Raw genomic sequence first — 21,147 nt, forward strand, 5'->3', positions numbered from 1 at the left:
TTCTGTACGCGGTCGGTCATAGCTGAGCGCCCACATGCCGACCCCGCCGATGCCCTGCATATTCACCGTGCGGTAGATCCACGCCAGACTGAGCGAATCATGCCACCAGGTCTATAGGTAGGCCACTGTTAGGGCGCAGTAGGTCAGGGGCAACGTTAGGAGCAGACCGACACAACAAAGCAGAAAACCCCCGAAATTCAGCAAGCCCAAAACCAGGCAGAAGCCCAACATAGGGAAAAAGCGCTTGGTGACCACCTTCAGGCTAGTTTGCATGGCCGGCCAAAACCCCAGATTTTGATCGATGATCACCAGGGGTGTAAAGACATAGCCCACCCCGAGAAAGACACCGGGAATAATGCAAAGCATCAATCCTCCCAAAATGAGTAGCCCCGTTACCAGACCCGCCCCAAAAAAGGTGCCAAAGCGCTCAAAGCCCCGGAAGCAATCGCTAAACTCCACCGGCTCGCCCTGGGCTTGTTTGTAGGCCACGATGAAAAAACCAGCATTCAGGGCCGGTTGGATGACAGAAATGGCGATATTGGCACTGGTAGCAATGCGTGCTGACGGTATCAAGGCAATCATCAAACCGAGGGCAAATTGCAAGGCAGCAAAACCGATCAATATCCCTGGCTGGGCTCGCAATAACTCCCAACCCCGCACCAGATACTCGCCCGTTCTTACTTCATAACCATTGGTCAATAGCCGCGATAGGTCCCTGGGTGCGCCGCCATAGGTCATCGCCTGCTGCCCTCCCCTGCCGTCCCACCTTTGATTTCCCACGTTTTTCCCCCTTTGTCAAGGCGGCCGATTGGGTTACACTGAACCTAGCTGGCAGGATTGGCCACCGATGGTTTGGCGTTCACCGGGTCCGAATCTGTGGGAATTTGGCCCGCTGGTCATTCGCTGGTATGGGGCACTGATTGCCCTAGCGGTGTTGCTGGGTTTGCAGCTTTCTCAGTTTTTGGCCAAGCGCCGGGGCCTGAATCCTGACCATATTGCTGACCTAGCGCTGGCACTAGTCGTTTTTTCCCTACTGGGGGCGCGGCTTTATTACGTCGCCTTCCAATGGCCCTACTACGCCCAAAACCCCTGGGAGATTCTGGCGATTTGGCATGGAGGGCTGGCGATTCATGGAGCAATCTTGGCCGGTTTGCTGACGACCTATGTCTACGCCCACCGCCGGAAAATTTCCCTGTGGCAGTTGACGGATGTGCTGGTGCCCTCGTTGGCCTTGGGACAGACGATCGGCCGCTGGGGTAATTTTTTTAATTCCGAGGCGTTTGGGAGGCCAACGGATTGGCCCTGGAAACTCTACATCCCCTATGAAAAACGGCCCCCAGAATTCCGCCAGTTTGCCTACTTCCACCCCACGTTTCTGTATGAATCCCTGTGGAATTTGCTGGTGGGGGGGGTGCTGCTGTATCTGTTTTTTCGGTACCCCCGTTTGCGACCGGGTACGCTGACGTTGGTGTATATGGCGGGTTACAGCCTGGGGCGGTTTTTTATCGAAGGGTTGCGCACCGATAGTTTGATGCTAGGGCCGTGGCGGGTGGCCCAGTTGGTCAGCCTGGTGGGCATGGCCGTAGGTGTAGGGGGCCTGCTGTGGCTGTATGTGGGGCGACGGGACCTGCCGGATGTGGTGACCTCCCCATCCCAGTACAATAGGGGGTGAACGTTGGATAACGACCTATGCCGCAAGCGCTTAATGTCCTGGGAACGCCGCTGGAGGTCTGCTGTCGCTCGCCGTTGACCGGTTTCTATCGCACGGGCTATTGTGAGACGGGGCCGGATGACCTGGGGATGCATACCGTGTGCGCCCAGGTAACCCAGGCCTTTTTGGAATTCACACGCAAGCAGGGCAACGACTTGGTCACTCCAAACCCCCTGTACAACTTTCCGGGGTTGAAACCCGGCGACCGCTGGTGTTTATGTGCCAGCCGGTGGGAAGAAGCCCGGCGTGCCGGTGTTGCTCCCCCCGTTATCCTGACGGCAACCCATCAAAAAACCCTGGAAATCATCCCCCTGGCCATCCTGCAGGAGTACAGCCTTAGTTCGCCTCCGTCCGCGTGATGCGCCATAGGGGCCACAGGCTGGTGAGCAAGGCGCCAAAGTGGGCCGCAATGGTATTGAGCAAGCCCTGCACCACCAAAATGTCCATGGCATCCACCGGCTGGGTAGCCAGGGCAATGGTTCCTTGGGGCACCAGCAGGGCCTTGGCAAACAGATTCCCCACCACCACAAAGGTCCCGAGCAACGTAGCCAGCATCCCCAGCAGGGAAACCCCCATTTCCATACACAGCTTATTGACCACCTCCTCTTTGCGGGGGCGGGTTTCCCATTCGCCGTCGGCTAAGCGTCTGGCCATCTGCACACCGCGGTACTTCAACCAAATCCCCAGCCCCAGGGACGCCACCCCCAACAAGCCCAAGGACAACCCCAGGCCACTGGGCACGCGCGCCCGCCGTTGTAGTAGGGCAAACAATAGGATACCCAGGGCTACCACCCCCAGCACCACCTGCACCCAAAAGCCCACCCAACCGGCCCGTTTGAGGGTGGAGGCCGCCTTAAGCCGGTTAGAACCCGACGACACCGCCCATCACCACTGCATTCAAAGCTGTTGCCACTACCTGCAGCACCAGAAAAGCTAGCAGGGGTGAAAAATCAATCCCTCCCAGGGGGGGTAACACAGCCCGAAACAGGTTCAAGTAGGGGTCAGTCAACTGGCTGAGGGTCATCCAGGGCTGGTTGTACCAATTGATGGTGGGAAACCAGCTCAACAACACCCGCAGAATTAACAGCACAAAGTAAATGTTGATAAAACTAATCACACCCTGTACCAGGAAAACCAGCGTACTAGACATGACCCTGCCTCTCCAGCTTATCCCCCCTTCAATGATACCCCCACAGCCAGCGTCCTGGGTTGCAGCGATGGTCCGGGTCGAGTTGTTGTTTCACCCGCTGCATCAGGGACAAACGCTCCGCCGGTACATCCCATCGGTCCGCCAACGTCGGCCCTGCTATCACGCTCACGTAGCCATGCGGACGTACCCACCGGCGCAGCTGGGCCACGAAGGTTTCCCAGTTGGCAGGGACCGGTGCAACCCCTATCCGTCCCACGCCCACCCCGGCGTGTATCTGACCCCAGGCCTGGGGTAGCCATTGCTGTAGGTACTCGGCCAGGGCAACGCTTTGGCTGGGAAGTACACCGACTTTCAGTAACCCGTGGACTTGGGTTGGCGGTAAGCTCAACAGGCGAGTGATGCGCATCCCCGTTTCCGGGTCTATTTCCTGCAGGTTGGCCTGCCCCCCTAGGGCCTGGCGCAGATAGGTTATTTGTTCCGTCACACTGATGGCCGTCCCCCGCAACTCCAACCATAAACTCAGGCGCGCCGGATACCCCAGCCGTTCCACGAGCGCTGCCGACACCAGATCACAGGCCGTCAGGGGCACGCCCGTGTCCAACACCCGCTGGCGTAGCTCGGCTAAATCCTCTTCCTGTAGCAGAAAACAACGGGTCACCGGCGGCAAGGGATACAGGCGCAAACTCACCTGGGTCAGGATGCCCAAAGTCCCCCAGGAGCCGGTTAGCAATTTCATCAGGTCATAGCCCGCCACGTTTTTCACCACCTGGCCCCCGGCTTTGACCAACACCCCGTCGGGCCGCACCCACTGCACCCCCAGCACCAGGTCCCGCACTCCCCCGTAGCGCTGGCGCCCCGGTCCCGCATCAGCGGTGGCCACAATTCCCCCCACCGTCGCCCGGTCGGGATACAGGGGTTGCACCGGCCACCACTGGTTGTGTTGGGCCAACAGGGCCTGTAAATCTGCCCAGCCCATCCCCGCCTCCACCGTCACCACCAAATCCGCCACCGCGTAGTCCACTAACCGGTTTAACCCGGCTAGGCTGACCACCTGCCCCGGCCCCGACCCGCCCCAGTGCGCCTTGCTGCCGCGCCCTCGGATTTGCAACGGTTGGCTGCCCGTCTGCCGCACCAGGTCAGCTAACTCCTCTACGGTTGCCGCTTCCATCCCTGCCCAATTGTGATGATTCTTTACATTATGGACCCAGTTATCCCCAACCGCAGGCCGGTTATCCCCAACTTATCCACAAACTAACCCCGGTTATCCACAACCCCCCACGCCCCGATCCCCCTTTCCGGCCCCACCTGTGGATAACTTTGAGTGTAAACAAACGTAACAAAAATCGCCCCGAAACCCCGTGTTCTCGTCAGGTGTAAAGAAATGTTACAGAACGGGTACGATGGGTGAATTTGACAGCCCGTCTGGCTTTCGGGTGAAATAAGCACAGGGGGGTGGGGAGTGCTGGCAAAATTTCTTAACAAATGTGGGGTACGTTATGACTGGTCGGGTGGTGGTCAAGGCAGAAATTCCGGTGGAGTTGCACGAGAGTTTGCAGGGGTATCTGGCGACCCATCCTGATTGGGACGTGGATCGGGTCTGCAGTGCGGCGTTGTCTCTGTTTTTGCTCCAGAACGCGGAGAGTGACCGGCGGGTGGCGCGGGTCTATCTGGATACCCTGTTTCGTGTGCCCCGCTAGAGGGGGTATAACTTAAGGTGAATAGCTGTCAGGGGGAGAACCCATGCTCCGATTCTTGGTCATGTCGCCGGGGGACGAGACGGAACAGTTGTGGTTGTTTCCCACCTACCGGAGTTTGAGCCAGGCGCCGGCCCAGGTGGATGTGGTGGTGGCCCCGGCGGTGGCATCCCTGTATGAACTGTGTCCGTGGGTAGCGCGGGTCCACACCTACACCTACGGCGGTCGCAACAGTTTGACGGAGTGGGTGAATCTACTGGGTGTGGTGCGGGACGGCTATTACGATGGGGTGCTGTTAACCCGGCCAAGTGGTAGCTTGAGCTTTTTACTCTGGTTGAGCGGGGTGCGGGAGCGGGTGGGGTTTGCCGGTCCGGGGCAACGCTGGCTCACCCAGGTGATTCCCCCTAAGCCGGATCAGTATCCCCCCGAGTACTACCACGACCTGGCCCAAGGGGTGGGGTTGTCGGTTCCCTGTGAACCCTTGGCGGTGCAAATCCCGGCGGCGGCTTTGTCCTGGGCGGAAACGCAACAGCAGCAGTTGGGGTTGCAGGGGGGCTATGTGCTCCTGGTGGTTGATGGGGCCTACCCCCACTGGGAGCAAGTGGCGGCGCAACTGCGGCAACAACAGCCCGATTTACCGGTGGTGGCTCTAGGGCAGGGGTTGGCCGAACTACCCGCCCTCACACCTGCCAATTGGGGCCAAACGGCGGCGCTGATGGCCGGTGCAACCCTGGTGGTGGTCAGCGAGGCGCAAATGGCGCGGATGCAACTGGCGGTGGCGGTGCAGACCCCCCTGGTGGCCCTCCTGTCGTCGCAGACACCCCGGCGGGTCTTACCCCCTTCGGACTTGTGTATTCTCCTCCAGGCGGCGCAACTGGCGGACATCAGTCCGGCCCAGGTACTCCAGGCACTCGGGAGCTAACCCTCATAGCGGGCCAGACGCAGTACGTACCAGGCATGGCCCAGGAGCCCCAGCCCCCACAGTCCCGTTACCCAGGGTAAGCGCGGCCAAGCTCCCGTCAGTTCGTGGCCAAACCACAGCCCGGAGTTGACTGCTGCAAACAGGGCCACGTGTACTGCCAGGTTCATGCGGTCCGCCAGGCGGCGATAGGCCGGGTCAGCCGGGTCAGGACGGCGGGACCAGCGAGGAGGCATCAGGACAAAGCGCGGGAAACCGTCTGCAAGGGGGGAAACTTGGGCAGGTCAATGTTCGGCGATGGCTGTGGTTTGGCAACCCCTCCCACCAGCGCCCCATACCGTTGGAGTTCGGTCTGCAGCCGCCGGTTTTCCTCCTGTAAACGACTGAGCTGTTCCTTAACGGGTGCTAGTCGAGCGTGGAACCGTCGCCGGTACAGTTCCGGTAAATCCCGCAGGACGGTTTCCAAATGCTGGTTGCGCTCCCGCTCCGCCTGAAGGGAACTGTGCATGTCCACTAGCTCCTGTTCCCGCTGCTGTAAACACTGCTGGCACCGGTGCAGCTCCCCCTGCAAGGTCTGCATCTGACTTTGCAAGGCGATAACCAAGGTTGTGTCAACCTGACGTTCCTGGCGCAGACGCTGGTACAACTCCCCCGACAATTGGCCGATCAGACACTCATACTGGTGAAAGCGTGCCTTAAGCCGTTGCAGTTCTTGGGTCTGGGCAGCCAGAGCCTGTTGTAGGGTTCGCTGTTGCAACCGCTCCGGCACAACCCGTTGAAACAATTCCTGCGAAAGCTGATGAATCAGCCGATAGCACTGTTCCAGCCTTTGCCGTAAGGTTTCGACATCCTCTACCAGAGAAGTGCTGGCCACCGAATCCTCACCCCATCCAATAATGGCCTGGCCTCAGTATAGCACCGGGGGGTGGGCTATGCAAATTAGTTGACCGTCGCCGGGGCCGTTTCCTTTTTCGGGGGAGGGGTCTGGGCAATGGTCAAAAATCGGATGACATCCTCGCTCAGGCGCATGGCCCGCTCAAAGGCCGCCACCGTATCACTCCGGCCGTAGTAATTCACCTGCACATACACCCCATCGGAAAACTTGCGAATCGGATAGGCCAAGCGCCGGCGCCCCCGGTTGAGAATCTGAATCTCCTCGCCGCCCAGTTCACTCAGGATATTTTTATATTTCTCAATCGCCTGCTGGGTCTGCTCGTCCCCCAAATCGGGGCGCAGGATGTACATCGTCTCGTAGTAGGGTTTGGGGCGAGCCGCCATAGTCAAGTGCCTGTCTCCTGGTCAAACAAGACGATTTACAATTATAGCAAATCAGGTCGGGGGTTAGTGCATGGGTACCTGGGTACGGGTGCAGGTGGGGGAGCAGGTGTGGTACGGCCAGCGGGATGAGCAGGGTTACGTGCAGGGCTGGAGTGATGCTCCCTGGGCTGGGGGACAAGGGACCGAGCAATGGTTTGCCCCCGATAGCTACCGCTTATTGGCTCCCACGGTGCCCAGCAAAATTGTGGCAGTCGGTCGCAATTACCGGGAACATGCGGCGGAGATGCAGGCCCCTGTGCCGGAAGAACCGGTGCTTTTCCTCAAGCCCCCCACCACGGTGATTGGGCCGGAGGACCCTATCTATTACCCGGCTATGAGTCAGCGGGTGGACTACGAGGGGGAATTGGCGGTGGTGATTGGCCGACCAGCTCGTCATCTCAACCCCGAGCAAGCCCTTTCAGCCATCTGGGGTTACACCATTGCCAACGATGTCACGGCCCGGGATTTGCAGCGACGGGATGGCCAATGGACCCGCAGCAAGGGCTTTGACACCTTTTGTCCCTTGGGTCCCCAAATCGTGCCCACCTTGTCAGCAGAAGCCCAATTGGAAACGCGGCTCAACGGGGAAAAGCGCCAGGCGGCTCGTCTGGTCGACATGGTGTTCTCGCCGGCTTTTTTGGTGAGCTTTATCAGCCAAGTCATGACCCTGCTCCCCGGGGATGTTGTCTTAACCGGCACGCCTGCTGGTATCGGTCCGATGCAACCGGGGGACACCGTAGCCATCAGCATTACTGGCATCGGCACGCTGACCAATTCCGTCGTGCTTGCTCCCAGGGCAGGACCCCCAACCTAGGTTGCCCAGTCAAAAGGGCAGGGTTGGTCCTGGGGAGAACAACGAAGCGGTTTATTGTTGGGCTAGGGCTGGTTAACCTGGGGGAGGCTAGGGCGGCACCCTGGCGAAGACAGGTGGGGAAGACGGCAGGAGCAGCAATGGGGCGACCGTTGGGAGATAGAGGGTTTGACCCCAGGGCCGGCTGGATACGGGTCAATCACTAATGGTGGCGATTAACCCGGCGGGTCAAATACAAAAATGGCTGACCCAGGGTGGAAGTCCAACTGCGCCGGGAGGGCAACCAATGGGTGGTTTACGCCATAGAACGGGAAAGTCGTAGGGTATCCTTGGTAAGCACTGGGGCGCCGCAAAAAAGGCTATAGTAGGTCAAGGAGCGCCTTCATTTCCGCCTCCAAGGAGTTTTTCCATGCGAACCTATTACTTTTTGCCCTGGTCACTGGCCCTGCCCTGGTGATGCTCTTGCCCTTAACCGCCCAGACTCAAACCCTTCCCACTGGCATCCGCTCTCAAGTCGTTGGCACCATCGTTGCTGAAGATTACAACCAACTGGTTCAGCAATACGGTCCCATCAAGTGCAGTCAAATTCAAGTCATGCTCCAGCCTCGCCCCGCCTCTACGGTTCTGGTTCCGCCGCCCGGCCAAAACACGACCCTATTCCCGATGGAATACCAAGAAAAAGTGACGACCACTGGTAATCATCTGGGGCTGGGCTGTAGGTATCAAATCGTGCTTCCCCCGGCCATCACGAAAAACCCTAGCGCCGGTGCCTATCTCTACGCCGTTATCCCCGATCCGAAGTACCAACAGGTGCTGTTTAATCCTGCGGGTTGGCAAAATCCCCTGACCTTCCCCATCGGTTTGCCCGTTCACCGCACCTTCCGCAATTTTGTTGCCAGGGATGGACTGATCAAATAGATATGCGCCTATGGGTTGGCCCATCACGTGATGACGGTAGGGCGGGCCATGCCGGTGTGGGTGCGTAACTCGGCGATGGAGTCGGCTATCTGAATCAACTCCGCCAGGGCCATTTGGGGGTCCAGGTTTTGGCGGGTGACATCCGGTTCATAGCGCTCCAGGTACACCCGCACAGTAGCTCCCTGGGTTCCGGTCCCAGAGAGCCGATAGATCACCCGCGACCCATCGGTAAACCTAAGGCGAATCCCTTGATGCTCGCTCAACGTGCCATCAATGGGGTCCTGGTAGGCAAAGTCGTCGGCGTGTTGTACCGTGTAACGGCCCCACGTCGTGCCCACCAATCCAGACAGTCGTTCCCGCAGACACTCCATCAAGGTATGAGCTCGCTCGCTTTCGACCCCCTCGTAGTCATGGCGGGAGTAATAGTGCCGCCCGTATTGCCGCCAGTGGTCCGTCACCAAATCGGCCACCGATCGGCCCGTCACCGCCAGGATATTCAGCCAAAACAGCACCGCCCACAGCCCGTCTTTTTCCCGCACGTGGTTCGAGCCGGTGCCAAAGCTCTCTTCGCCGCACAGGGTCACCTTGCCCGCATCCAGCAAATTCCCAAAAAACTTCCAGCCCGTCGGGGTTTCGTAGCAGGGGATGCCCAGTTTTTGCGCCACCCGGTCCACCGCTTGACTGGTAGGCATAGAGCGCGCCACCCCCGCCAAGCCCTGCCGATACCCCGGCACCAAGTGGGCATAGGCCGTCAGCAGGGCCAAACTGTCGCTGGGACTGACAAAAAACCGCCGCCCCAGGATCATATTCCGGTCCCCATCCCCATCCGATGCCGCCCCGAAATCCGGCCCATCCTCCTGAAACAGCCGGTCCACCAACTCCCGCGCGTACACCAGGTTGGGGTCGGGATGGATCCCCCCGAAATCTTCTAGGGGTGTGCCCCGGATTACCGTGCCCGCCGGCGCCCCCAGCATCTGCTCCAAAATGCGCTGGGCATAGGGACCCGTCACCGCATTCATGGCGTCAAAACACAGGCGAAACCGGCCGCCGGTGAGCAGGTCCCGCAACCGGTCGAAGTCAAACAACTGCTGCATCAACTGGGCATAATCCTCTACCGGGTCAATAATGTCCACCTGCATATTCCCTAGGCGCGTGGTTCCCAACCGGTCCAGGTCCAGGTCATTGGCCTCCAGGATGGTGTAAGCCTCGATGTGCTGGGTCTGTTCGTAGATGGCGTTGGTCACCTTTTCCGGCGCCGGACCCCCGTTGCTGGTGTTGAATTTCACGCCGAAATCCCCATCGGGTCCCCCCGGATTGTGGCTGGCCGACAGGATGATACCCCCCAGAGCACCGTATTTGCGAATCAAACAGGAAGCCGCCGGCGTAGACAGAATCCCCCCCTGGCCCACCAGCACCCGCCCGATGCCGTTGGCCGCACCCATTTTCAGGATGGTTTGCAGCGCCGGGCGGTTGTAGTAGCGGCCATCCCCCCCCAGCACCAGCGTTGCCCCCTGCCGCTCCGGCAAGGTGTTGAAAATCGCCTGGATGAAATTCTCCAAATAGTGGCGTTGCAAAAAGGTGGCCGTGGGCTTGCGCAACCCGGAGGTACCCGGTTTTTGGCCAGCAAACGGTTGGGTCAGGACCGTGCGGATGTTCATGGCTGCACCTGGCGTGGGGTATAACGGATTTCGTTGGGGCAGGGCCGACCGGCGGCAAAATCGCTGATGTTGGCAATGGTGGTGGCTGCAATCTCCGTCAGGGCCTCGCGGGTAAAAAACGCCTGGTGGGCCGTCACCACCACATTGGGAAAGGTCAACAGGCGCTCAAACAGGTCGTCCTGGATAATCTGGTCCGACAAATCCTGAAAAAACAGGTTTTCCTCCTCCTCGTACACATCCAGCCCCAGCGCCCCGATTTTCCCCGACTTTAAGCCGTCAATCATGGCCTTGGTATCTATCAACGCCCCCCGACTGACATTGATCAATATCACCCCCGGCTTCATCTTGTCGAGGGCCTGCTGGTCAATCAGGTGATAGGTCTCCGGCAGCAGCGGGCAGTGCAGGGAAATAATATCCGACTGGGCGTACAGCTCATCCAACGTCACGTAGCGAGCGTTGGGCAGTTGGGCAAAGCGTTCGTCGGGAAAAGGGTCATACCCCAAAATCCGGCAGCCAAACCCCTGGAGAATCTGGGCAAACACCAGGCCGATTTTCCCCGTGCCGATGACCCCCACCGTGCGAGCGTGCAAATCAAACCCCAGCAGCCCCTCCAGGGAAAAATTGCCCTCCCGCACCCGGTTGTAGGCCCGGTGGTACTTGCGGCTCAGGGTGAGAATTAACCCAATGGCGTGCTCGGCCACCGCGTAGGGGGAATAGACCGTCACCCGCACCACCGTGAGTCCCAACTCCGCCGCCGCCTGCAAATCCACATTGTTAAAACCCGTGCAGCGCAGGGCAATGAGTTTGACCCCCTGGCGATGGAGCAACGTCAGGGTTTCCCGGTCCAGCACGTCGTGGACAAAGACGCACACCCCCTGGGCATCCCCCGCCAAGGTAGCGGTACTGGCCTCTAGGCGCACGTCGTAATAGACTAGTTCGTGCCCCGCCTCCCGGTTAGCCGCATCTAAAAACTGCCGGTCGTAGGATTTGCTGCTAAACACCGCGACTTTCATGGCAGGTTATTTCCTCCTCCCTGTTGTGGTTAAAAAAAAGGGAAAGCCAGAGTCTGTAGCGGCCTTCCCCCTAGTTGCCCCCCCTCAGAACGGCCAGCGCCAGTTGGCAAATTCCGGCATGTCCGTCCCGTGTTCGTGGGCGTAGTTGCGGCAGTCAATTTGCATATTCAGGAATTTCTCCTTGGCGTGCGCCCCAGCCACCTGTAATTTGGGCACCCGGTCAATCACATCCATCGCCAGGGAGAACCGGTCAATGTTGTTGGCAATCGCCAGCTCCAAGGGGGTGTTGATGCTCCCCTTTTCCTTATAGCCCCGCACGTGCAAATTGCGGTGGTTATGGCGCCGGTAAGCCAAGCGGTGAATCAGCCAGGGATAGCCGTGGAAGTTGAAAATGATCGGCTTATCCAGGGTGAACAAACTGTCAAAATCCCGGTCGCTCATCCCGTGGGGGTGTTCGCTTTCCGGTTGCAGCCGAAACAGGTCCACCACGTTGATAAAGCGAATTTTCAAATCGGGAAACTCCTGGCGCAACAGGGCCGTGGCCGCCAGGGCCTCCTGGGTGGGAATGTCGCCGCAGCCTACCATCACCACATCCGGTTCGCTGCCCTGGTCGTTGCTGGCCCAGTCCCAAATGCCCAGACCCTTGGTGCAGTGGCGAATCGCCTCCTCCATGTTCATGTACTGCAGGTGCAACTGCTTGTCGCAGACAATCACGTTGACGTAGTTCTTGCTGCGCAGGCAGTGGTCGGCGCATGACAGTAGGGAGTTCACATCCGGCGGTAGGTAAATCCGCGTTACTTTAGAACTCTTGTTCACCACAATGTCCAGGAAACCCGGGTCCTGATGGGTAAACCCGTTGTGGTCCTGCCGCCAAACGGTGGAGGTAATTAGGATGTTCAGCGATGAAATGTCCTGGCGCCAGGGGATTTGGCTGCACATATCCAACCATTTGGCATGTTGGTTGAACATGGAATCGATCACATGGACAAAGGCCTCGTAGGTGGAGAAAAAGCCATGCCGTCCCGTGAGTAAATAACCCTCCAGCCAGCCTTCGAGGGTGTGTTCACTCAGATACTCCATCACCCGGCCATCCGGCGCCAGCTCCCCACCATCGGCGTCTTCCGGGAAATATTCCGCCAGCCAGCACTTTTTACTGGCTTCGTACACCGCATCCAGCTTATTGGAGGTGGTTTCGTCCGGCCCAAACACCCGGAAATTATGGGGGTTCAGGGCCATCACATCCCGTAGGAAAGCCCCCAGGGGTTTGGTGTTCATGGCCTCAATCGTGGCCGGCTTAGGGACCTGAATGGCGTACTTGGAATCCCGGAAATCGGGCATGCGCAAATCCCGCCGCAGGAGTCCTCCGTTGGCGTAGGGGGTCGAACCGAGGCGTTTGGTGCCACTGGGCGCGGCGGCCATGATGTCCGGTCGGGGTGCCCCCTGCTCGTCAAAGAGTTCCTCGGGCCGGTAGCTGCGCAGCCATTGCTCCAGAATACGCAGGTGTTCCGGGTTTTTCTTCACATCCGCCAGGGGCACCTGGTGGGAGCGCCAAAACCCCTCAATTTTGTGCCCCCCCACCTCCGCTGGGGCCGTCCATCCCTTGGGCGTGCGCAGGATGATCACGGGCCAACGGGGACGCACCGGCTGACTGGTGGAGCGAGCCTCCGCTTGGATCCGGTGGATTTCCGTGATGCAGTGGTCCAGGGTGGCGGCCATCGCCTGGTGCATGGTTTCTGGGTCCGACCCCTCCACAAAGTAGGGCGTGTACCCATAGCCCCGGAACAGGGCCTCCAATTCCTCGTGGCTGATGCGGGCCAGGACCGTCGGGTTGTTGATCTTGTACCCGTTCAGGTGCAGGATGGGCAGCACCGCCCCGTCCCGGCTGGGATTGATGAACTTGTTGGAGTGCCAGGCCGTCGCCAGGGGACCGGTTTCCGCTTCCCCATCCCCCACCAGGGCTACAGCGATCAGATTAGGGTTGTCGAATACGGCCCCGAAGGCATGGGAGAGGGAGTAGCCCAGTTCTCCCCCCTCATGGATGGAACCGGGGGTTTCCGGGGTGCAGTGGCTGCCGATGCCGCCGGGGAAGGAAAACTGCTTGAAAAACCGCCGCAGTCCCCGCTCATCCAGACTGCAATTGGGATAAAACTCGCTATAGCTCCCCTCCAGATAACAAGGCCCTAGGAAGCCCGGCGCCCCATGACCCGGCCCCACGATGTACACCATGTCCTGGTCAAACTTTTTGATCACCCGGTTGAGGTGGGTGTAAACAAAGGCAATGCCAGGGCTGGACCCCCAGTGGCCCAATAAACGATTTTTAATATGCTCAGGTTTGAGGGGTTGCCGCAGCAAGGGGTTGTCCTGCAGATAGATCATCCCCACCGCCAGATAATTGGCCGCCCGCCAGAAGGCGTGTAACTGATGGAGTTCCTCCGGTGATAGGGGCGTACCGCTAACAGTGGAACGGGCGGGACCAAAAGCGCTTAGCTCGTTGATATCGGGCTTGATCGGAGTGATAACCATAACGCCATTCCTCAAAGCGTTTTCTGCCAATGATTTTGCTTAACCGGCTACCGTTGTTAACACTCTAACCCTGCGTTCCTAGAAGGGCGGGATTAATTTAGATGGGTTTAAGGTTTTTCACCGCTTTACCAATGTACATCAACCGCAGATGGTCGTTGATTTGTACCCGCAAGGCTCCCCGGCGTGCCGCACCCCTGAGACCCCAAAACAGCAGTTGCCCCAGGGCTAGCCAGTCGCCCCCATTGGTCACGTCAAAACCCCGGTAGAGGATGTTTTGAAAACCGGCTTGTTGCAAAAACCGAGTGAGTTCGTCCGGCGTAATGAATTTACCCCAGTCATGAATCCCCTGAGGAATTTGCCGGAGGACATCTTCCAACAGCCAAATCATGACCACCTGGGATTCCCAGGTGCGGTTAATGGTGTCGAAAAAAAAGAGGCCCCCCGGTTGTAAGACACGGCTGCACTCCCGCACCACCTGGGCCACATCCTGCACGTGCTCTAGGACATCTACACAGACCACCACCTGAAACGTGGCGTCGGGATAGGGCAGGTCCTCCCCCCCCCCCACCCGATAGTCAATGGCCAAACCCTGGTGCCGGGCGTGTTCCCGAGCAATGGCTATCGAAGGGTCAGAGGGGTCCACGCCACTGACGATGGCTCCCCGCTGGGCCAGAAATTCGCAGGTCAGACCGCCGCCGCAGCCTACATCCAGCACCCGCACCCCCCGCCAATCCGGGAGAAATTGGTCGAAAAATTGAAAGCGGGCGGGGTTGAGGGCCGCCAGGATGTTTAGGGAACCGCCGGGTTGCCACCACTGGTCGGCGTGCCGGTTGTAGTAGGTCAAATCGTTGCGGGGCATGGGGCGAGATAATAAAGGGGGACGTCTTGACGATAGCAAGATGCTGGGGGTATTGGTGGCGCTGGCGGCATTGGTATGGTTGACCCTGGCCCTAGGACGGGGGCGTTTCTGGCGGGCAGACCAGGTGTTGCCCACCACGTTCCCTAACCTGCCCCAGTGGCCAGGTGTCGCTGTCTTGATTCCCGCTCGCAACGAAGCCGAAACTTTACCCCAAACCTTGCCCAGCCTCTGTCGGCAGGACTACGCCGGTCACCTGGAAATTTGGCTGATTGATGACCAGAGCGATGACGGGACGGCAACCATCGCCCGGGAAATCGCCCAGGCCAGCCGCTACCCCGTGCAAGTCATCGCCGGATCCCCCTTGCCGCCGAGCTGGTCCGGGAAACTCTGGGCGCTGGAGCAGGGTTGGCAAGCGATCCAACAGGGGCGGGATCAGTTTCAATACGTCCTCCTCACGGATGCCGATATTCGCCATGCCCCCGACAGCATCGCCCGTTTGGTAAGCAAAGCAGAAACCGATGGCCTGGGTTTGGTCTCCTGGATGGTGCGCCTGCGTTGCGAGTCCGGGTGGGACCGGCTGCTGATCCCGGCGTTTGTGTTCTTTTTCCAAAAACTCTACCCCTTTCCTTGGGTCAATGACCCCCAGCGTTCCACCGCTGCCGCTGCCGGTGGCTGTATCCTGATTCGCCGCGAGATTTTACACAAGCTGGGGGGATTCGCCAGTGTGCGGGACGCCCTGATCGATGACTGCACCCTGGCGCAACGGGTCAAAGCCCTAGGGGTTCCCCTGTGGCTGGGGTTGACTGACCAGACGGAGAGTGTGCGCCGCTACGGTTCCCTGACCCGTATTTGGCAGATGGTGGCCCGCACGGCGTTTACCCAACTGGGCTATTCCCCCTGGTGGCTCCTGGGCACGGTGCTGGGCATGGGACTGGTGTACCTGGGACCGCCGGTGGGCTGCCTGGGGGGTGCAGTGACGGGTAAGTGGGGCGTGGCTCTGCTGGGGTTGCTCACCTGGACGCTCATGGCTACCCTCTACGGCCCGACCTTGCGCCGGTACGACCTGCCCTGGACTTGGGGATTCACCCTACCCCTGGCCGCCGGACTCTATACCCTCATGACCCTGGATTCGGCCCGCCGACACTGGCAGGGACAGGGGGGCGCCTGGAAAGGCCGCGTTTACCCCAGGGGTAACTCCGGCTTGGTAGAATTCGGCGACTGACCGTTGACACGTAGGGCAGACACCCCATTCGGGTTCTCAACGGTTAGGACTGACGGACGGCACTGGCGAATGGTCCAGGTGATCCCTTCCGCCTGTTCCCCCAGCAAATCCTCTAAATAACCCGGCTGCGCCGCCTCCGCCTCCTCACGGGTGGCAAAAGGCCCAAAGTAGTACAGGCAGGGGGGACGCTCCGTGCGCATCTCCACCCACCAGGCCAAACCAACCCGCTCTAGCACCGCAATAAACAATTCCCGAAACGATTCCTTGAATCTCATGGCTCTGTCCCACCCATGACAACGCCAGCTGCCCAACCCCGAGCGTTTTACCTACGATTCTACCTAAAGTGATACTAAATTTTTGTAACTATTCTTAAACTTTTGTAGCGGGTCACGCCGGCTAAGCCAGGGATAGAGCCATATCTCAGTTGGATATATCAGAGATGGGGGTAATCAGGCGGGCGGGGCGGTGTTGGCGGCGGACTTCGTAGAGGGCCATGCCACAGGCGATGGCGGCGTTGAGGCTGGGGGTTTTACCCGCCAGGGGGATACCCAGGGAGACATCGCAGTGGCGGCGCAGATTCAAGGTCAAGCCAGCCCCTTCTGAACCCACTGCTAGGGCCACCGCCTGGGCGAATTGCACCTCATACAGGGGGGTCGGGGCCTCCGGCACCAGGGCGTAGGTCCAAAACCCAGCGGCTTTCAGGTCTTCCAAGGCCCGGGTCAGGTTCACCACCCGCACGACCGGTAGATGGCTAAGGGCGCCAGCAGCTACCTTGGCAACCGTGCTGGTAACCCCCACACACCGCCGTTGGGGAATAATCACGCCCTGACCACCCATGGCTTCCGTGGTGCGGATGATCGCCCCTAAGTTTTGCGGGTCCATGATGCCCTCGGCCAGGACGACCAGGGGGTGTGGGTGGGGGCGAATGTGCTCCAGAAATTGTCCTAAATCCCAGTAGCGGTAGGGGCTGACCTGGGCTACTACCCCCTGATGGTTGGCACCGTGGGTGAGCTGGTCGAGGCGGTTGGCATCCACCTGGTCGATCACCGTGCCCCGCGCTTGCGCCTGGCTGAGTAGGGGTTGAAAGCGGGGATGATAGCGTAGTTGGGGGAGAATCCACACCCGGTTCAGGGGTTGGTTTTGCTCAAGCGCCGTCAAGACCGTGTGCCGCCCATAGATATAATCCGGGAGTTCCGGCGGTGGTCGTTTCTCGGGGCGCCGTTTGGGTTTGGGGGGAGGCGTCACCATAAACGGATACAAATACAAAAAAGCGCCAAATCTATTAATGTATAGCGAAAATGACACGTTTGCCAGGCAGGAGGGGCCAGGGGTGTCGCGCCACGATCCGGTTTGTTTTGCCCAACTATCTCCAGGGATTCAAGTTATAGAATGGCGGGCAGGATGCGCGTAGGGTGGTGATGAAGGTTTATTTGGTGGGGGCCGGGCCGGGGGACCCGGAGTTGCTGACGGTGCGGGCGATGCGGCTGATTCAGCGGGCGGATGTGCTGGTGTATGCCGATTCCCTGATTCCGCCGGCGATTGTGGCTTTGGCCCGGCCCGACTGTGAACGTATCCCCACCAAAAGCTTGACGCTTGAGACGTTGGTTCCCCTGATGGTGGAGCGGGCCAAAGCGGGGCGATTAGTCGTGCGCCTGCATTCGGGGGATGTGAGTATCTACAGCGCCATAGTGGAACAAATCCAGGAGTTGCAGCAGGCGGGGGTGGCGGTGGAAATCGTGCCGGGGATTGGGTCGTTGCAACTGGCGGCAGCCCGTTTGCAGACCGAATGGACCCTGCCAGGGGTGGTACAGACTGTGATCCTCACCCGGGCGCCGGGGGTGACCCCCATGCCGGAGAACTTGGCGGACCTAGCGGCCCATCGCGCCACCTTAGCCCTATACCTAAGTGCCCGCTGGGTGGACCAAGCGCAGGCGGAATTACAAAAACACTATCCCTCGGAAACCCTGGTGATGGTGGGGCATTGCTTGGGGTGGCCCCAGGAGCGCCTCTGGCTGGTACCGCTGGCGGAAATGGCGGCCCTTACCCAGCAGGAGCGGCTCACCCGCACGACGTTATATGTCATCAGTCCCGTCCTGGGGGCTGCGGCGAGTCGTTCCTGTTTGTATCACCCCCAGCACCGCCATTTGTTCCGGCCTTAGTCGTCCAGGTCGTCGAGCAGTTGGGCTTCTAGCCGCGGGCCGATACGGGCCATTTCCTCCGCCGACAGGGGTTCCGGCTGACCGTCGCTGTTGAGGCGGGCGAAAAATAGCAGCGGTTCAATGGGGGTGTACACCCCGTAGCGGCGACCCTCGTAGTAGAAAACCCCCAGTTCCTGAAACTCCTCGGATTCGATTTCCCCGTCCTGGTTTTCGTAGTCCAAAAATAGGGTTTCTGTCTCCTGCAGTTGGGGCAGTTCCCCCTGGGCGGTCAGGGTGAGGGCCGTATCCAGGAGCTTGAGATTCTGTTCCGCCAGAATGTCCCGAGCGATGGGGAAAATTTTGGCTAGTTCCTCCTCGTCCAGGTCCAGGAGGGTGTCTTCCGCCTCGTTCCAGGCGAACAATTCCACCGGGGTATCCACGGGCAACAGCAGGAGATAGGGACGTTCGTCCACCTCCAGGGTGCGGTCCACATAACACGCCAGGGACCGGCCCTGGTCATCCACCAGAACCACCTGCGCCGGGATGTCAAAGCGATGTTGGGAATTGCGACCCATAGGTTTCTCCAGAACGACAGACATGGGGTTGTTGGCTCAGCCACTGTTGGAGGATGAGGATGGCCGCCTGCTGGTCCAGCGCCGCCCGATAGTCCCTTTCCGACCGAAAGCGCCGCCGGTCCAGTTGCTGCGCCGCTGCCCAAGACGTGAGGACCTCATCGACGTAAACGACCGGCAGTCCCAGATACTGCCCCAAGTAATCCCCCCGTTTCTGGGTAAATCGGGTTTGGGGGCTGGCACGACCATCGGGATAGCGGGGCAGCCCCACCACCAACACCTGAGGACGTCGCTGTTGGACCAAACGGGCCAGTTCCTGGGGAGCTGTCGGCCACGTCAGCGTCGGCAAACCCGTCACCACTAAGCCGGTGGGGTCGTTGATGGCTACCCCAATCCGTTTGCGACCAATATCCAGACCCAAACCAACAACCATGCCGATTGGTCTCTTAGGGTCATTGTGCCATGTTCCGGTCCCCCCCAAACGAGTCCCGTTGGGTCAGGGGCACCGGTTGCAAACGGGGTAAGACTTCCGCCAGGCCCGGCAGTTCCTGGAACGAAAATTTGGCCTCCCGCAATTTGTGCCACACCGACCGACACATCCACAGGGTTTCCCCCTGGGGCACGGCCCCCGCCCAGCGAAAACAGGCCTCCCGCTCCGGTTGGTAGTCCATACAGGCCAAGCGCAAACCCGGTTCCGGTGCCACCAACCGCGTCATATGGGTTAGTAACTGGGGATAAAGCCAGGTGTAGGCTGGATGTACCGTCAACTCCACCGGGTGGGGCTGGGTGGCCTGAGGGTCAAACCAGAGACAGAAATAGCCAATGGCGGCTTGGCGCTGGGGTTCAAACACATAGCCCTGAATCGGTCGCGCCTTCCCCCGCCAGGCCCGCCAGCGATACCACAAGGTTTGCCATAGGGGAACAGCAAAGTCCTGGGGATGCCGGTCAAACACCTGACGCACCAACGGCGGCATGGCCACGGTATCCAACTGGTAACGCAAATAGGCGTCCCGCTGCCCTACCGGACTCAAAGGTGGCGCCTCCAAGCTGGACCGGGCCAGGGCCGTCAGGGCTTCCCCGTGCAGGTGCCAGTAGGTGCAATGGGCCAGGGGTTGAAATCCGTTTTGCCGGTACAAGGACAACTTATCCTGATCGGGGGTCGGTACCTCCAGAACCCAGGTGCGGGCCTCCAATACGGTTTCCAAGGCATAGCGCAACAGTTGTGACCCCACCTCCGGCGTCAGGTTACTGACCCATTTGACCTGCCAGGTGCTACGGCTGCGGTTAAAGGGCGCCACCTGAATGGCTCCGACCACCTGGTTATCAGCAACCGCCAGCCAGATATGGCCCTGCCGGTCAACCGGGCCACCATCCCCCCTAGAGGTCTGTATCCAATGCCGTTCCTGGGGGGAGTGGGGGGGACGAATCGTCAGCATCATCAGTAGGGTTCGGGTTGAGGTCGCCAGCCATCGGACGAATCAATAACAGGGGTGTCTGCTCATCCGCATTCCCGGCGGGGTTATCCACCAGCACTTGGGTCAGAAACTCCCGGTCCACATCGGCTGTCGCTGCCACTATTCTAACCGCTTTCAGGTCATTGACATCGACGATGGCCGCTGCCAGTCCGGTCTGCTCCCGAATCTCCTCCACCACCGTTTGCGGTCGCGCCGGTCCCAGGACGATGAACTGGTCATAGGGAGGCAACGTGCCCGTTACATCATCAATCAAGGCCGCTTGTTCCCCCGCCAACTGGTAAAACACCCCCGGTCGGCCCAGCAGCTTGGCCATAGCTCCCACCACAAACGCCCCCACCACCCGCGGCCAGCCCACCAGGTCGATCAGTGTCTGCATGCCACAGGCGGTCGCCAGGCTAGAAGTGGGTAAAAAAAAGGTACACAAACGCCTGGCCCACCAACCCGGTTGCACCTGCCGCGGATGCCGCCACCGCCCCTGCATGATGGCCACCGGCGTCTCGCCGAAAACCACTATATCGCCGGGCAAGGCATGGGGCAGGGCATACCGTTTCACCACCCCCACCGGGTCGTCGGCATGGGTCAGCAGGTGGGTCTGAATGAGCAGAATTTCTGCCAGTCCGGGCACATGGCGACTAGGGATGGTGCGGCTAGGGTCGGGAAAGGCCAGGGGTAAAATCACATGCTGCTGCTGGGGTAACCAGCCGGCGGGTCCATAGCTGACGTAATCGAAACACAACCAGGCCGCCTGTAACCCCTGTAGATCGGGTCCTTGGATGTCCAGCACCACCTCCATCCCCACCCGTTGGCGGGTTTTGATGATGCGGGCGCGCCAATAACCATCCGGTCGCGTGGGTGCCTCGGGATGGTGGGAAAGCAATTGGGTGGTCACCCGAATATCAGAGATGTCCTGGCGGGAGAGCAATTGCACCTGCACCCGGCACTCCGGCACCATGACCTCGTAGCGGCTGCTTGGGTTGACCCACTCCAAATGCCCGCGCCAGCGATAGTGGTCCCTCGCCTGGACCTCCATCTGCCAGTAGCCCCGGGTCAGGTGCAGGGGATTCTGGGAACGGCGTCGCCACCAACGGTCAAGCCACCAGACCGCCCCCGTCCATAGCAGCAGCCAAAATCCAACGCGCAGCAAAACCGCAACCCCTTGCCTATCCG

At 59.8% G+C, this 21,147-nt stretch carries 25 protein-coding genes; 8 read left to right on the forward strand and 17 right to left on the reverse strand.

Annotated features, from left to right (window positions below; translation table 11 throughout):
- Nucleotides 1-111 precede the first annotated feature (111 nt).
- Nucleotides 112-738, reverse strand: coding sequence for a hypothetical protein (locus tag Q6L55_06795; GenBank protein MEN9258416.1), 627 nt, complete (start codon nt 736-738; stop codon nt 112-114).
- Nucleotides 739-847: 109 nt separating this feature from the next.
- On the opposite strand from Q6L55_06795, the gene lgt reads away from it, so the two are divergent.
- Both lgt and Q6L55_06805 read left to right on the forward strand, forming a co-directional pair.
- Nucleotides 848-1,672 (forward strand): prolipoprotein diacylglyceryl transferase, encoded by an 825-nt coding sequence (gene lgt / locus Q6L55_06800; protein MEN9258417.1) that lies wholly within the window; start codon nt 848-850, stop codon nt 1,670-1,672.
- 17 nt (nt 1,673-1,689) lie between these two features.
- Entirely contained in the window at nt 1,690-2,070 is a 381-nt protein-coding gene (locus Q6L55_06805; protein MEN9258418.1) for a DUF2237 domain-containing protein, read from the forward strand.
- On the opposite strand, the gene Q6L55_06810 is transcribed toward Q6L55_06805, so the two are convergent.
- From Q6L55_06810 to Q6L55_06820, 3 genes are read right to left on the reverse strand one after another with little or no spacing between them, the layout of a single operon-like run.
- Nucleotides 2,048-2,590: a DUF3611 family protein gene (locus Q6L55_06810; protein MEN9258419.1), complete on the reverse strand. Its 543-nt coding sequence runs from the start codon at nt 2,588-2,590 to the stop codon at nt 2,048-2,050. The genes Q6L55_06805 and Q6L55_06810 overlap by 23 nt on opposite strands.
- Nucleotides 2,574-2,861: a YggT family protein gene (locus tag Q6L55_06815; GenBank protein ID MEN9258420.1), complete on the reverse strand. Its 288-nt coding sequence runs from the start codon at nt 2,859-2,861 to the stop codon at nt 2,574-2,576. The genes Q6L55_06810 and Q6L55_06815 overlap by 17 nt, the downstream gene beginning before the upstream one ends.
- Before the next feature lie 28 nt (nt 2,862-2,889).
- Nucleotides 2,890-4,029: an FAD-binding oxidoreductase gene (locus Q6L55_06820; GenBank protein ID MEN9258421.1), complete on the reverse strand. Its 1,140-nt coding sequence runs from the start codon at nt 4,027-4,029 to the stop codon at nt 2,890-2,892.
- Nucleotides 4,030-4,357: 328 nt separating this feature from the next.
- Between Q6L55_06820 and Q6L55_06825 the strand changes: the two genes are divergently transcribed.
- Together Q6L55_06825 and Q6L55_06830 are read left to right on the forward strand one after the other, a co-directional pair.
- On the forward strand, nt 4,358-4,558 hold the full coding sequence (locus Q6L55_06825; protein MEN9258422.1) for a DUF2811 domain-containing protein: 201 nt from the start codon (nt 4,358-4,360) through the stop codon (nt 4,556-4,558).
- 43 nt (nt 4,559-4,601) lie between these two features.
- Nucleotides 4,602-5,477 carry a hypothetical protein gene (locus tag Q6L55_06830; protein ID MEN9258423.1) on the forward strand — a complete coding sequence of 292 codons (876 nt, stop codon included), beginning with the start codon at nt 4,602-4,604 and terminating at the stop codon, nt 5,475-5,477.
- Here the strand turns inward: Q6L55_06830 and Q6L55_06835 are convergent.
- The 3 genes from Q6L55_06835 to rpsF all read right to left on the reverse strand — a co-directional run bounded on the left by Q6L55_06835 (nt 5,474) and on the right by rpsF (nt 6,752).
- Nucleotides 5,474-5,710 carry a 2TM domain-containing protein gene (locus Q6L55_06835; GenBank protein ID MEN9258424.1) on the reverse strand — a complete coding sequence of 79 codons (237 nt, stop codon included), beginning with the start codon at nt 5,708-5,710 and terminating at the stop codon, nt 5,474-5,476. The two genes, Q6L55_06830 and Q6L55_06835, sit on opposite strands and share 4 nt — an antisense overlap.
- Nucleotides 5,710-6,348, reverse strand: a complete 639-nt coding sequence (locus tag Q6L55_06840) for a hypothetical protein (GenBank protein ID MEN9258425.1) — start codon at nt 6,346-6,348, stop codon at nt 5,710-5,712. The genes Q6L55_06835 and Q6L55_06840 overlap by 1 nt, the downstream gene beginning before the upstream one ends.
- A 65-nt stretch (nt 6,349-6,413) precedes the next feature.
- The gene (gene rpsF, locus Q6L55_06845; GenBank protein MEN9258426.1) at nt 6,414-6,752 is read right to left on the reverse strand and encodes a 30S ribosomal protein S6; all 339 of its coding nucleotides are present in this window, start codon (nt 6,750-6,752) and stop codon (nt 6,414-6,416) included.
- Between the two features lie 70 nt (nt 6,753-6,822).
- On the opposite strand from rpsF, the gene Q6L55_06850 reads away from it, so the two are divergent.
- Together Q6L55_06850 and Q6L55_06855 are read left to right on the forward strand one after the other, a co-directional pair.
- On the forward strand, nt 6,823-7,605 hold the full coding sequence (locus Q6L55_06850; GenBank protein MEN9258427.1) for a fumarylacetoacetate hydrolase family protein: 783 nt from the start codon (nt 6,823-6,825) through the stop codon (nt 7,603-7,605).
- 453 nt (nt 7,606-8,058) lie between these two features.
- Nucleotides 8,059-8,520, forward strand: coding sequence for a hypothetical protein (locus Q6L55_06855; protein ID MEN9258428.1), 462 nt, complete (start codon nt 8,059-8,061; stop codon nt 8,518-8,520).
- 23 nt (nt 8,521-8,543) lie between these two features.
- On the opposite strand, the gene Q6L55_06860 is transcribed toward Q6L55_06855, so the two are convergent.
- The 4 genes from Q6L55_06860 to ubiG form a co-directional block, all read right to left on the reverse strand.
- Entirely contained in the window at nt 8,544-10,178 is a 1,635-nt protein-coding gene (locus Q6L55_06860) for an alpha-D-glucose phosphate-specific phosphoglucomutase (GenBank protein ID MEN9258429.1), read from the reverse strand.
- A complete protein-coding gene (locus Q6L55_06865; protein ID MEN9258430.1) occupies nt 10,175-11,191 on the reverse strand; it encodes a 2-hydroxyacid dehydrogenase in 1,017 nt (338 codons plus the stop codon). The genes Q6L55_06860 and Q6L55_06865 overlap by 4 nt, the downstream gene beginning before the upstream one ends.
- 84 nt (nt 11,192-11,275) lie before the next feature.
- Entirely contained in the window at nt 11,276-13,714 is a 2,439-nt protein-coding gene (locus tag Q6L55_06870; protein MEN9258431.1) for a phosphoketolase family protein, read from the reverse strand.
- Between the two features lie 97 nt (nt 13,715-13,811).
- The gene (gene ubiG / locus Q6L55_06875; GenBank protein MEN9258432.1) at nt 13,812-14,573 is read right to left on the reverse strand and encodes a bifunctional 2-polyprenyl-6-hydroxyphenol methylase/3-demethylubiquinol 3-O-methyltransferase UbiG; all 762 of its coding nucleotides are present in this window, start codon (nt 14,571-14,573) and stop codon (nt 13,812-13,814) included.
- Here ubiG and Q6L55_06880 point away from each other — a divergent pair.
- Nucleotides 14,572-15,795, forward strand: coding sequence for a glycosyltransferase (locus Q6L55_06880; GenBank protein MEN9258433.1), 1,224 nt, complete (start codon nt 14,572-14,574; stop codon nt 15,793-15,795). The genes ubiG and Q6L55_06880 overlap by 2 nt on opposite strands.
- Here Q6L55_06880 and Q6L55_06885 read toward each other — a convergent pair.
- Together Q6L55_06885 and rlmB are read right to left on the reverse strand one after the other, a co-directional pair.
- Complete coding sequence (locus tag Q6L55_06885) at nt 15,753-16,070, reverse strand: DUF1816 domain-containing protein (protein ID MEN9258434.1); 318 nt, start codon at nt 16,068-16,070, stop codon at nt 15,753-15,755. The two genes, Q6L55_06880 and Q6L55_06885, sit on opposite strands and share 43 nt — an antisense overlap.
- 145 nt (nt 16,071-16,215) lie before the next feature.
- On the reverse strand, nt 16,216-17,043 hold the full coding sequence (gene rlmB, locus Q6L55_06890; GenBank protein MEN9258435.1) for a 23S rRNA (guanosine(2251)-2'-O)-methyltransferase RlmB: 828 nt from the start codon (nt 17,041-17,043) through the stop codon (nt 16,216-16,218).
- A gap of 170 nt (nt 17,044-17,213) precedes the next feature.
- On the opposite strand from rlmB, the gene cobM reads away from it, so the two are divergent.
- Complete coding sequence (gene cobM / locus Q6L55_06895) at nt 17,214-17,954, forward strand: precorrin-4 C(11)-methyltransferase (protein MEN9258436.1); 741 nt, start codon at nt 17,214-17,216, stop codon at nt 17,952-17,954.
- Here cobM and Q6L55_06900 read toward each other — a convergent pair.
- From Q6L55_06900 to Q6L55_06915, 4 genes are read right to left on the reverse strand one after another with little or no spacing between them, the layout of a single operon-like run.
- Nucleotides 17,951-18,508: a DUF3727 domain-containing protein gene (locus tag Q6L55_06900; GenBank protein ID MEN9258437.1), complete on the reverse strand. Its 558-nt coding sequence runs from the start codon at nt 18,506-18,508 to the stop codon at nt 17,951-17,953. The two genes, cobM and Q6L55_06900, sit on opposite strands and share 4 nt — an antisense overlap.
- Entirely contained in the window at nt 18,480-18,938 is a 459-nt protein-coding gene (gene ruvX, locus Q6L55_06905; GenBank protein ID MEN9258438.1) for a Holliday junction resolvase RuvX, read from the reverse strand. The genes Q6L55_06900 and ruvX overlap by 29 nt, the downstream gene beginning before the upstream one ends.
- A gap of 19 nt (nt 18,939-18,957) precedes the next feature.
- Nucleotides 18,958-19,944, reverse strand: coding sequence for a GNAT family N-acetyltransferase (locus Q6L55_06910; protein ID MEN9258439.1), 987 nt, complete (start codon nt 19,942-19,944; stop codon nt 18,958-18,960).
- Nucleotides 19,883-21,124, reverse strand: coding sequence for a hypothetical protein (locus Q6L55_06915; GenBank protein MEN9258440.1), 1,242 nt, complete (start codon nt 21,122-21,124; stop codon nt 19,883-19,885). Before Q6L55_06915 ends, Q6L55_06910 begins: the two co-directional genes overlap by 62 nt.
- Between the last annotated feature and the right edge of the window lie 23 nt (nt 21,125-21,147).

The sequence above is a fragment of the Gloeomargarita sp. SRBZ-1_bins_9 genome (genome assembly GCA_039794565.1).
In the GTDB taxonomy this organism is placed as follows: domain Bacteria; phylum Cyanobacteriota; class Cyanobacteriia; order Gloeomargaritales; family Gloeomargaritaceae; genus Gloeomargarita.

What these genes read in the sequence shown, in the direction of transcription:
- ruvX (MEN9258438.1), bottom strand. Translation starts at nt 18,938, where the DNA reads ATGGTTGTTGGTTTGGGTCTGGATATTGGTCGCAAACGGATTGGGGTA.
- Q6L55_06885 (MEN9258434.1), bottom strand. Translation starts at nt 16,070, where the DNA reads ATGAGATTCAAGGAATCGTTTCGGGAATTGTTTATTGCGGTGCTAGAG.
- Q6L55_06910 (MEN9258439.1), bottom strand. Translation starts at nt 19,944, where the DNA reads ATGATGCTGACGATTCGTCCCCCCCACTCCCCCCAGGAACGGCATTGG.
- Q6L55_06825 (MEN9258422.1), top strand. Translation starts at nt 4,358, where the DNA reads ATGACTGGTCGGGTGGTGGTCAAGGCAGAAATTCCGGTGGAGTTGCAC.
- Q6L55_06815 (MEN9258420.1), bottom strand. Translation starts at nt 2,861, where the DNA reads ATGTCTAGTACGCTGGTTTTCCTGGTACAGGGTGTGATTAGTTTTATC.
- Q6L55_06900 (MEN9258437.1), bottom strand. Translation starts at nt 18,508, where the DNA reads ATGGGTCGCAATTCCCAACATCGCTTTGACATCCCGGCGCAGGTGGTT.
- Q6L55_06795 (MEN9258416.1), bottom strand. Translation starts at nt 738, where the DNA reads ATGACCTATGGCGGCGCACCCAGGGACCTATCGCGGCTATTGACCAAT.
- Q6L55_06835 (MEN9258424.1), bottom strand. Translation starts at nt 5,710, where the DNA reads ATGCCTCCTCGCTGGTCCCGCCGTCCTGACCCGGCTGACCCGGCCTAT.
- lgt (MEN9258417.1), top strand. Translation starts at nt 848, where the DNA reads ATGGTTTGGCGTTCACCGGGTCCGAATCTGTGGGAATTTGGCCCGCTG.
- Q6L55_06805 (MEN9258418.1), top strand. Translation starts at nt 1,690, where the DNA reads ATGCCGCAAGCGCTTAATGTCCTGGGAACGCCGCTGGAGGTCTGCTGT.
- cobM (MEN9258436.1), top strand. Translation starts at nt 17,214, where the DNA reads ATGAAGGTTTATTTGGTGGGGGCCGGGCCGGGGGACCCGGAGTTGCTG.
- ubiG (MEN9258432.1), bottom strand. Translation starts at nt 14,573, where the DNA reads ATGCCCCGCAACGATTTGACCTACTACAACCGGCACGCCGACCAGTGG.
- rlmB (MEN9258435.1), bottom strand. Translation starts at nt 17,043, where the DNA reads ATGGTGACGCCTCCCCCCAAACCCAAACGGCGCCCCGAGAAACGACCA.
- Q6L55_06860 (MEN9258429.1), bottom strand. Translation starts at nt 10,178, where the DNA reads ATGAACATCCGCACGGTCCTGACCCAACCGTTTGCTGGCCAAAAACCG.
- rpsF (MEN9258426.1), bottom strand. Translation starts at nt 6,752, where the DNA reads ATGGCGGCTCGCCCCAAACCCTACTACGAGACGATGTACATCCTGCGC.
- Q6L55_06855 (MEN9258428.1), top strand. Translation starts at nt 8,059, where the DNA reads ATGCTCTTGCCCTTAACCGCCCAGACTCAAACCCTTCCCACTGGCATC.
- Q6L55_06830 (MEN9258423.1), top strand. Translation starts at nt 4,602, where the DNA reads ATGCTCCGATTCTTGGTCATGTCGCCGGGGGACGAGACGGAACAGTTG.
- Q6L55_06820 (MEN9258421.1), bottom strand. Translation starts at nt 4,029, where the DNA reads ATGGAAGCGGCAACCGTAGAGGAGTTAGCTGACCTGGTGCGGCAGACG.
- Q6L55_06880 (MEN9258433.1), top strand. Translation starts at nt 14,572, where the DNA reads ATGGGGCGAGATAATAAAGGGGGACGTCTTGACGATAGCAAGATGCTG.
- Q6L55_06870 (MEN9258431.1), bottom strand. Translation starts at nt 13,714, where the DNA reads ATGGTTATCACTCCGATCAAGCCCGATATCAACGAGCTAAGCGCTTTT.
- Q6L55_06850 (MEN9258427.1), top strand. Translation starts at nt 6,823, where the DNA reads ATGGGTACCTGGGTACGGGTGCAGGTGGGGGAGCAGGTGTGGTACGGC.
- Q6L55_06865 (MEN9258430.1), bottom strand. Translation starts at nt 11,191, where the DNA reads ATGAAAGTCGCGGTGTTTAGCAGCAAATCCTACGACCGGCAGTTTTTA.